At 36.8% G+C, this 8645-nt stretch carries 7 protein-coding genes; 6 read left to right on the top strand and 1 reads right to left on the bottom strand.

The window, feature by feature from the left end; genetic code table 11:
• From BUB85_RS19945 to BUB85_RS21915, 6 genes are all read left to right on the top strand, one after another.
• On the top strand, window positions 1–329 hold a 329-nt coding region (locus BUB85_RS19945; protein ID WP_143160764.1), incomplete at its 5' end, for an IS66 family transposase.
• Between the two features lie 126 nt (window positions 330–455).
• On the top strand, window positions 456–1907 hold the full coding sequence (locus BUB85_RS19950) for a tetratricopeptide repeat protein (RefSeq protein WP_073113248.1): 1452 nt from the start codon (window positions 456–458) through the stop codon (window positions 1905–1907).
• A gap of 882 nt (window positions 1908–2789) precedes the next feature.
• Window positions 2790–6359 (top strand): CHAT domain-containing protein, encoded by a 3570-nt coding sequence (locus BUB85_RS19955; protein WP_073113249.1) that lies wholly within the window; start codon window positions 2790–2792, stop codon window positions 6357–6359.
• A gap of 44 nt (window positions 6360–6403) precedes the next feature.
• The gene (locus tag BUB85_RS19960; RefSeq protein WP_073113250.1) at window positions 6404–7423 is read left to right on the top strand and encodes an RNA polymerase sigma factor; all 1020 of its coding nucleotides are present in this window, start codon (window positions 6404–6406) and stop codon (window positions 7421–7423) included.
• Entirely contained in the window at window positions 7420–8058 is a 639-nt protein-coding gene (locus BUB85_RS19965) for a hypothetical protein (protein WP_073113251.1), read from the top strand. The genes BUB85_RS19960 and BUB85_RS19965 overlap by 4 nt, the downstream gene beginning before the upstream one ends.
• Before the next feature lie 148 nt (window positions 8059–8206).
• A complete protein-coding gene (locus BUB85_RS21915) occupies window positions 8207–8404 on the top strand; it encodes a hypothetical protein (protein WP_073113252.1) in 198 nt (65 codons plus the stop codon).
• A 15-nt stretch (window positions 8405–8419) separates the two neighbouring features.
• Here BUB85_RS21915 and BUB85_RS22710 read toward each other — a convergent pair.
• Window positions 8420–8645: IS66 family transposase (locus BUB85_RS22710; RefSeq protein WP_408607110.1), on the bottom strand; the 226-nt coding region annotated here is incomplete at its 5' end.

The raw sequence follows: 8645 nt of genomic DNA on the forward strand, positions 1-8645 counted from the left end.
ATCCTTTACCAGAAGTCACAACCAAAAAGCGTGGTCGAAAGAAAAAGACCAAGGTACTAAATCTAATTGACAGACTTGTGAATTACAAGGCATCAGTCTGCTTATTTATAAAGAATCTCTGTGTTCCGTTTGATAATAACCTTGCGGAACGTGATTTGCGCATGATTAAGGTTAAAACCAAGGTCTCAGGATGTTTTCGCAGTGAGGAAGGCGCACAGGAATATCTTACAATCATGAGCTATATTGGGACTGCTCATAAGCATGGAATAAATGCTTTTACAGCAATCAGAGAAGCCCTTTTAGGGAATTCCGATATCATCTTTAACTAATGGAGTTCTGAACAGTTACTATTAAATAATACAAATATAGTACTTGCTCTTTTAGGTGCAGTGCCTTCTCTTGGGATAACATATTTTTTTGTGTTCGTAAACAATGGACTTACAGGTGATATGTCATTGAAACAAAATGAGTCGAATACAACTAATTCATCTAATACATCAACGGAATCGGCAACAAATAATTCTTGGAACAACAATACTTCAACCAGTTCAGAACAAAGTAAAGCAGAAGATACAACATATGACGCATCTAATACCACGACTTATACGTCTGAATCAAGTTCATTTACTGGCGCAGCCAATTCTAATGTAAAAGATCCAGTTTTAGGTTCAACAAAAAATATGAATCTTAAGACTGATCTTTACAAAGAACTTGAAATAGATAGGGCCTGGGATGAAAAATCTATTCGTAATCATTTAAAAAGCTTGCAAAAACTATGGACTCAACGACAAGGAGCTACAAACGACAAAGAGCAATTACTTTTAATTGATAAGATTCTTGGATTTATTGAAGATGGCTATCGCTATTTGACAAAGGAATTAAAACGACAACAATATGATAAGGCACTTAAAATCGCATATAAGGATGGTCAAATAGTAGATGAAGCGGAAGAAAAAATTCAAAATCTTCTTGAACAGGCTAGAGTGTATTATCGAAAAGGTAAAGTTCAAATGGCAGCAAAACTGGCACAGGAAGCTGTTGATAATAAGGGGAACGATGCATTAGCATATGATTTACTTGCAAGGTGTTATTTTGATACCAATGCATATGAAAAGGCGATAAACATTATTGATCAGGGAATCTGCATTTTTAAAGATAATGCTGATTTGCATTGGCTTGGTGCTCGAATAGCAACAATTGGAACAAAGAATTATAATGATGCACAGCGAAGAATAAATGAACTTATTGAATTGGTTCCTGAAAAATCTATTGGTCATTCGGAACAGGTGTATTTGCATTTGCGCAAGGGAGATGAAACGTTAGCATTTCAGGAAATTGACAGTTATATTGCGTCCAATCCGTCTGATGATACATTTAAACGCAATGTGGCATATGATTTGGATGCATATTCCAATACATGTTACGTTTATGATGCAGGACAGAATGCATCTTTTATTGCAGATAAAGTTTCTTACACGAAGTGTTTAAAATTACGTGCGAAGGCGGTAGAAATTTTTAATGATGAACATACTCAGGATCGTTTAGAAAATGCAAAATATTATGGAAAAAAAGAATGGAACGATTGGAATATGCCTGCAATCAAATCACTTGCTCTTTATGGAACGGTTTTTGTGGGATTAGGGTTGTTTAGTAATTCTGAGGCATTTTCTGGATTGGGAATTATATTATATATCATAATGGGAATACTGATTGCTTTTAGTTTTAGACCTTATTGGCAAATTAATAAAACCTATGTTACCGGGAACATGGGAACTGCTGAGCAAATTATAAATCAAATCGGAGATTTAGCTGCCAAGACAGCGATTTGGATGTTGAAGTTTCTTATCAAACTTATTGGTTGGATTTTCAAATTTGTTATTGGGTTAGCATCTGGAAAATGGTTCTAAAACTAGAAATGAGAACACTAGAAAACACGAAATAAATGTAAACAGTTCAAATGGTTAATGCGGTGTCGAACAGTAGCCGCAAGGACATTGATAAATTTAATGGATCTGAACTACAAGAATATCCATTGTCAGCATCGAATAAAAAGCTTAAAAAGCTTAAAAAGCTACTTAAATGAAATGTTAAATTCTATTTTGCATCTTAACAATTACATACATTTGCCGTGTATTGTGCAAATGGCGGCATTTAACGGTCACTTTTGTGGAGCTAATCGGCCGCCTTACGGTAATGAACGGCCACTGTAAAATGATTGTGCTGCGTAGCAGACCTTCTTATAGGTCTGCTTGACTATTCTTGATAATAAAGGGATTGGGGAGTCAATAGGACGCCCTGCGTCGGCTTCAGCCCTTGCTATTGACGCCGCAAATTCTTTATTATATCCGGCCGCTGACATCGCATCACTGACCACCAGTCACCACAAATTGTATTGTATTGAAGCAGAAATACCCCAAATGTTAGTTTTGCCGTATGCTAAGTGGGTATCTGAAAATAGTATGCGAGACTAAATTCCACATATTCAGTTGAAAGGGGTTGGTCATGATGAATATTCTTGCTGGTCGAAATCATAATTTCTGTCCATTGGAAATCAGTATTCCGGAATACGAAAATCACCTTTGTTGTGCTTGATTACGGTTACTCTGAATTGTTGTAATTAGTCAAGCCCTTGCCGCCCCTGCGGTGCGAAGCAGGCTTGATGAATTAGAAAAATCCAGATAGCATTACATCAGCAAAACAAGGCGAATAAATTTGATTTCCATTTTACCGGACAGTTGATGGATTTCGCCCCGGATTATTCACATGAAAAAGTAAAGGCGGTAGTCTATATGCAGAGTGAGTTAATAACGCAACTTGAGAGATTACGTGGCGATGTACAGAAAGAAAAAGAGAATGGATTAAGTCAATTAATTATGTCGGTAGCGGCTCTTTTAGATGATGATATAGCAAATGAGAATCAAAGAAAGGATAATTCTAATAAAAGAGACGAACATAATCTGAGGATTCTATCATTGACTTGTCTTATTGTGGAGATAGAAGGTCAATTGCTTCAATCAGGATACGATGAGCATGCTTTGTCATTGAAAGAAGATTTAACAACGGTGGTGGAACTGGTCCAAAAATGTGAATATAAGTGGGAAATGTCGAAGAATGTTATTTCAGATACAATTGATTTGCTATGTGCGGTTGGTTGGAAAAACGAAAGAATATTAATGGGTTATTTACCAAAATACATCTCGAAATCCAAGCGAGATCAAAGCAAGATTACGCCTGGAATGTATTTTCTATTCACAAATGTTGCAACAACGCTTATTGAAATCAATGAGAATGAAAAAGCATGTCAGGTATTGGAAAATTTATGTACATTCAGTCGTAGGCGGAACAATATAAATCTGCATAGAGAATTGATAGTAAAAGTTTTTTCAATTCTTGGAGACAGTGAACCGGATATTATCTGCAAGATTGGTGGTATTGATTCGCATATATTTGATGGAGAATATACGGAATATGCTGGTGATTTTTATTGGCTTTACGCTTGCTGCTTAGAGGAAAACCTGAATAGGAGCATGGCGGGCATATTTTTTTATAAGTGTTACCTTGTACGAAAATATCTATATGGAGAGAAAAACTGGTATACAGCGATTGCTCAGAGGGAAAACGCATTTCTTGATTTCTCTGCCACGGATAACCAGGTGTCTAGGCAGAACCTGTTAGAATTTATCGAAAAGGTTGAACATAATGGGTATGAAGCTGCCCCAAGTCATGACTTGACCGATATCATTATGGCAAAGACAATTTACATAGTATTATCTGGAAAAACAGGTCAGTTTAATGTAATCAGAAATATGTCTGAATATAAATCGATGATGGAAACCTTTGAGCGTTGCTGTGAAACGTATCAAAGTAGCGGTGAACCGTTACTGAGTTTACGTTTGGCATGGAATTTAAGGGGTAATTATTATCTACAATGCAATGATTATATTCAGGCAGAAGCAGCATTTCAGAATGCGTTAGGTGTAGAGGCAGACAGTGAGACAAAAGCAGTTCTTTCGGATGTACAGCTTAAGAGTAATCTATTAATGATTTATCATATTCAGAATGATACAGATAAGTCATTGCCGTTGCTAATCGAATTGTTGGATTGTTTAGATGATACAGAAGATAATTCTATGAGTAAAAAAGATGAGATGCGTCTACGTATTTTGTTGGTTAGCACATATATACAGTCTGGCATAGAGGTGGATTCAGAAGAGTTAGAAGACTTAAAGTCGCTGTTGCACTCACTTTGTGAGTTGGTTGTTTGTTCGGATGAATCTATTTTTGAATATGCAGTTGAGGTTGCAATGTTTATCTATACGGCCACCATTTATTTGGTGCAAATTGAAAAGGCAGATTGTAATGAACAACAGATGTATTTGGAAACATTGCAGTTTATCGAACGCAATAGTGCGATTTACAAATTAACAACAGTCCAACAGACCATGCTTTATCAAGGGGAAGCCCTTATGCTATGGAATCTAGGACTCCCAGAGTGCGAAAGATATATCCAAAAGAATCTGCAATATCTGGAGGAAAGCGGAGTATCTGTCTTTGTAAAAGCATCGATGTATCAGTTTGCTGCATCTTTTTACGGTAAGCACAATAATTATAATTCTGCAATTTTTTATATAGGGAAAGCATTGGACAAGTTGACAGAAACATGGCATGGTTATGTGAGGTATTCAAATGATACCAGGCTTTTGAATATTCTTACTCCGGTCCAACTACTTTTTGGGGAATGTTATGCAATTTTGAGAAAGCATCTGGATGTTGAATCCGTCTATGAGCGATTGCTTCAATTTAAGGCAGTAGCATCATTAGCAGGGCGAGAGCGCAATAGCGTGATTCAAGGGTCAACGGTTGATTCGGAACTGATTAAACAGATGAATCAAGTGCAAAATCAGCTGGCATGCATGGAAGCGGATACTATCTTTCAGGATATTACACATCAAAGTGCTAAATTGGAGGAGAAACTTAGAGAACTCGAAAAAGAATTTGCAATACAATTTCCCCAAAAGATGCATTTTGTAGACATTACTTGGGATAGGGTAAAAGATGCAATACCAGATAATGCAGTTATACTGGAATATTATGTGTCAGTGAATGATTATGGGCGCACGCAATTTGACATAAAGGGGAATGATAAAGTTGCTGAGATTATAGATCTTTATGTTACAATAAAAGAAAACGGAAAAGTCATGCAGAAGCGATATTTGATTGATCAGGCTGTTGTAGTGATTGAAAAGGCAGAGCGATTTATTTCTATTTTTCAAGAGATGTCGTGTAATGGTGGAGTGAGTGAGAAGGAGCGCGATCTGGAGGATTTGCGTAATGAGTTATATTGTACATTGATTAAGCCTGCGATTTTAGATATTGGGGACAATCAACAAATATACATTGCTCCGGACAATGAACTTGTCAATTTGCCATTTGAGTTATTATACGAGGAAGAGTGTCTTGAGAAAAACCATCAGATTATCAAAATCGAGAGTGCTCGAGACTTCTTATTTTCAACGTCTGACGCACCTGCTGCAAAGGGAAGTCTGGTCATTGGAAATCCACAATATGAAATTAGAGAGCAGCAGAGGGCATACGAACAGGAAACTTCGTCCGATCTGAGCAGAGCAGTTGATATTGATTTGGCTGGAATAGAACAATTGCCTTTTGCAGAAATTGAGTCAGAAAGGGTCTCTGAATATCTACATACAGTACCATTTATAGGAGATGCAGCGACGAAGCATAAAGTTTTAGAAACAGAAGGATACCAGAATTTACATATAGCAACACACGGCTTTTTTGATCTTTCCAGAGAAACGGATGTGATTTATTCTTCGTGTCTATTATTTGCTGGAGTAAAGAATTGGATTGGCAATGGCCAAAGTGTAGATATGTATGGAAATGGGATAGTTACTGCAGATGAAATTAGCCGTCTAAATTTGAAATCTATGAAGTTAGTGGTGCTCTCTTCATGCATGAACGGAAGAAATGATAGTTTTATCAATAAGGGATTTCAAGGAATGGTAGGTGCATTTGCAGCGGCTGGCGTGGATTATGTAATCGCACATTTGTGGAATGTGCCTGACTGCATTAGTACTGTTATTTTGATGGATACATTCTATTATTACTATGTTGAGGAAAATATTTCACCGCCGCTTGCATTGGCAAAGGCCAAAGATTATCTAAAGACATTGAGTATAGATAAGATGCGCAGGCAAGGTTGGTTTAACTGTGTTAGAAACAGCAGCTTAAATTCTGAATGTAAAGAAAGTGTATCTTCAATGGAAAAGTATGATGATAAGTTTCGACCATTTAAGAATGAAATGTTTTGGGGAGGCTTTTCGTGTTATCAGTGCAATTAATACTTTGAGCCGAAGAAAATAAAGAGATAGGAGATAAACAAAAGATGAGTTATAGTCAGAAAGAACATATTGAAATGCTTCAACAACGTAAGAAATCTGATGTTCAGAGAGCAGCAGAAGTGATTAATAGTGCATATAGTAGCTGTGTTGACGGTTCTGAGAGTGCATTCCCAAAGATGATAGAAGAACTTGATAAAATGTATGGAGGTATGGTTCGACGTCATTTGAGTATTGCAGGATGCAATAATGATGAAAATCAGCACACTGCTATGCAGGAAGCCCGAATTGCAGTATGGGAGCTTATAAAAAAGTCGCGTGACGAGAATATGAAGATATCATCCTTCGCAAGTTATTGTAAAGGTATTTATTATCACAAAGTGGGAGATGTTATTCGGGTGGCCTCAACAGTTCGTTCTCGTTTTGGTGAAAATATGCCTTCTATTGATGAAACAGTACCGAGTGAGAATGGCACTGTGGGAGATTTTATTGCACATCCAATAGATAATGGCAATCAACCGGATGTCACAATCGCAAATGTAGAAAAGAGAAAACTGTACGATGGCATTTTTAAGCTGTACTGTCAGATTCTTACCGAACTAGACTCAGAACCACCAAGAAAACTAGCATTGTATTATGCGCGTATCCTGCCGCATGTTCTATATGTTTCATTTAATGTTGAAGCGATTCCGGACAACAAGGTTGCTTCGCCAAAATGGGCAATAAAACGGATGGGAAATAAGACGATAGGTATGTTGGGCATAGAATCAGAGAAGGAAATGCAACAATACATATCCTCTCAATTGATATGGTGCGATGGTTTCTGGAAACGGCTAGATGAAATGGTGAATACATCCGTTGGACAGGATTTTATGAAAAATGTAATCTTTACAAATGAATATGATGAAAAACAAATTGGTCATATGACTGATTATATGCACAAAATTGTAGCAAAAGAGTGGCTGCAGCAAGTAAAGAAGGATTCAAAAACACTGGAAGATATTGTCGAATACTGTAAAGAAATGGACAAAATATCGGGTATGGTTAAAGGAGGCGAGAGCAGATGATGCATTTGAATGATGATCAGTTATTAAATTTGGCTGAAATAGCCACAGCAGAGGAGGAATTTGATGATGAGCAAATTCAACAGTTGGAACATTTAAAAACATGTAGGGAGTGTTATGAATCATTTTGCTTGCTTTCTGCCATGTCTGACGCTATGAGTGTTAGTGCAAGTCCACTGTTTGTTCCAAATTCTGAAAAAATAATGCTTCAAGAATCTGCAATGAAGATAAAAAGAAAAGTTTTGGCTACATTGAATTTTGTTCGAAAAGGTTCGGTAGAGGCTGTGAACGACGCAATATGTCAGATAAATCAGGCAGGTGCTTTTTTGAAATTTGGTCCTTCCTTAGCAATGGCAACGAGAGGCGTTAAGACGAATAGCGAGGCAACTGTACGATTGGAAGAATTTGAGGATGAAAAGACATACATTGTTTTCAAACAAGATAGGAATGAATTAGTGATTCAGATTAATTTGCACAAGATAGAAACGGAAACCGTTCATGTTTATCTGGACTTTGAGGGGGGAACAGTAATAGAAGTGCCACTTGAAAAGAACGGAAAATTGATGAGAGGCTCAATTGCAAATATTCCAGAAAATAGTTTTCAGATGCGCATAGAATCTGGTTCTTTAGAAAAATAAGTGAAATGGTGTGGATAGAATAAAAACGCATAGAGAAAAAAGAGAAGATTTCTGAAAAAGAGGTCTTCTCTTTTTCGGTATAATAAGAAAATGTACGACTATATAAGTGTATTCTCAATAACAAACAACATAAATGAAGGGAGTTTTGATGGTGAAAAAAGGTGCAGAAATTCTTCAAAATATCCAGAATATAGGAGAAAATAATCCTCTGCCTAATTTTTATTTGTCGGGTTCATCTATTAGCCAAATTGAAAAATTAGGTTTTCGGATTATAGAATGGATAGAATCGAAAAACAGGCTGTGTTTTCAAGGAATTGTCAAGCATTTTTGTATTAAAATGTCGTAACTGTTCAGAACTCCATTAGTTAAAGATGATATCGGAATTCCCTAAAAGGGCTTCTCTGATTGCTGTAAAAGCATTTATTCCATGCTTATGAGCAGTCCCAATATAGCTCATGATTGTAAGATATTCCTGTGCGCCTTCCTCACTGCGAAAACATCCTGAGACCTTGGTTTTAACCTTAATCATGCGCAAATCACGTTCCGCAAGGTTATTATCAAACGGAACACAGAGATTCTTTATAAAT

Source organism: Hespellia stercorisuis DSM 15480 (assembly GCF_900142165.1).
Classification (GTDB): domain Bacteria; phylum Bacillota; class Clostridia; order Lachnospirales; family Lachnospiraceae; genus Hespellia; species Hespellia stercorisuis.

Excerpts from the sequence above, each read along its gene's own strand:
- BUB85_RS19955 (WP_073113249.1), top strand. The coding sequence starts at position 2,790 with ATGCAGAGTGAGTTAATAACGCAACTTGAGAGATTACGTGGCGATGTA.
- BUB85_RS19960 (WP_073113250.1), top strand. The coding sequence starts at position 6,404 with ATGAGTTATAGTCAGAAAGAACATATTGAAATGCTTCAACAACGTAAG.
- BUB85_RS19965 (WP_073113251.1), top strand. The coding sequence starts at position 7,420 with ATGATGCATTTGAATGATGATCAGTTATTAAATTTGGCTGAAATAGCC.
- BUB85_RS21915 (WP_073113252.1), top strand. The coding sequence starts at position 8,207 with ATGGTGAAAAAAGGTGCAGAAATTCTTCAAAATATCCAGAATATAGGA.